Origin of the sequence: Vibrio sp. 1167 (genome assembly GCF_033340375.1) — a bacterium.
GTDB classification, from domain to species: domain Bacteria; phylum Pseudomonadota; class Gammaproteobacteria; order Enterobacterales; family Vibrionaceae; genus Vibrio; species Vibrio alginolyticus.
Window position 1 is genome coordinate 1 of the sequence record NZ_JAWOWK010000141.1, and the last position, 1008, is coordinate 1008.

The window sequence follows — 1008 nt, forward strand, 5'->3', positions numbered from 1 at the left end:
CGTTAAAACGAGTAACGTTAATGCTAATTTGCTCGCCTTGGATTCGTGCTAAGCCTTTGCCAATGATTGGCATATAGTTAGGAGATGCAACGGTTGTTAAGTTGAACTTATCTACAGTGCCACCCAAGATCATACGAGATTTAATGATTTCAATTTCAGTAGTGGCAGATGATTCGGCGGAGAACAATTCTCCCATATCACCAACCATTGCAGAAATACCACCTGAACTCTTACTTTCAATTTGAATCAGAGCATCAGCTTTGTAGATAGGTGTAGATAGAATGGCAACACCGACACCTACAATAGAAAATAGGACGACGGTACATAAAATGAGCCACTTAGCATCAAGAATGATACCAAAGAGCTTCCCCAAATCGATTTCATCGTCGACTTGACGTGATTGTTTAATAGTTTGTGTTGTCATTACTTTAACTTCTTGAATACCTTGCCATTAGCGTTTATGTATAGTCTTTCGACTTATAGTTTTTTTGACCATGCCAATGCAGCTTTTTCTATCAGCGCATAAGCATGCTCGAATGCTTCCCTGCTTTGTCTGTATGGGTCAGGGATATTTTTTTCTTCGATCCATTGTCCAAATAGCATGGTTTTACCACGAGCCTCCGGAGCAATTTTTGTTAAGGCTTCTAAATGGCCTTTTTCCATTACCAGTATAAGATCGTACTGAGCACAGAGCTCTGGTGTTAATTGCTGTGCTTCATGCCCGTCTAAACTAATACCGTGTTCACTGGCGAGGTTTGCAGCCATTTGATCTGCGGGCTTTCCTGATAGATGACTTTTGTGGACAGCTAAGCCTGCTGAAGCCACTTGCTTATTAGGAAGCAAAGATTGTAAAAGTCTTTCCCCGGTCGGGGAGCGGCAAATATTGCCTACACAGACAACGAGAATATTAGAAAACAAGTTCTCACCCTATTTAAGCTATTGCTAAATAATCGAATCTACATGCTCTATCTTGTTCTGAAGAGCAACAACGGTTCTTTTGGTATTAGA

At 40.8% G+C, this 1008-nt stretch carries 2 protein-coding genes; both read right to left on the reverse strand.

The window, feature by feature from the left end:
* A partial coding sequence (locus R7Z78_RS24935) for a Wzz/FepE/Etk N-terminal domain-containing protein (RefSeq protein ID WP_318117056.1) occupies nucleotides 1-424 on the reverse strand: 424 nt, incomplete at its 3' end.
* Between the two features lie 53 nt (nucleotides 425-477).
* Nucleotides 478-918, reverse strand: coding sequence for a protein-tyrosine-phosphatase (locus R7Z78_RS24940; RefSeq protein ID WP_023584497.1), 441 nt, complete (start codon nucleotides 916-918; stop codon nucleotides 478-480).
* Nucleotides 919-1008: the final 90 nt, after the last annotated feature.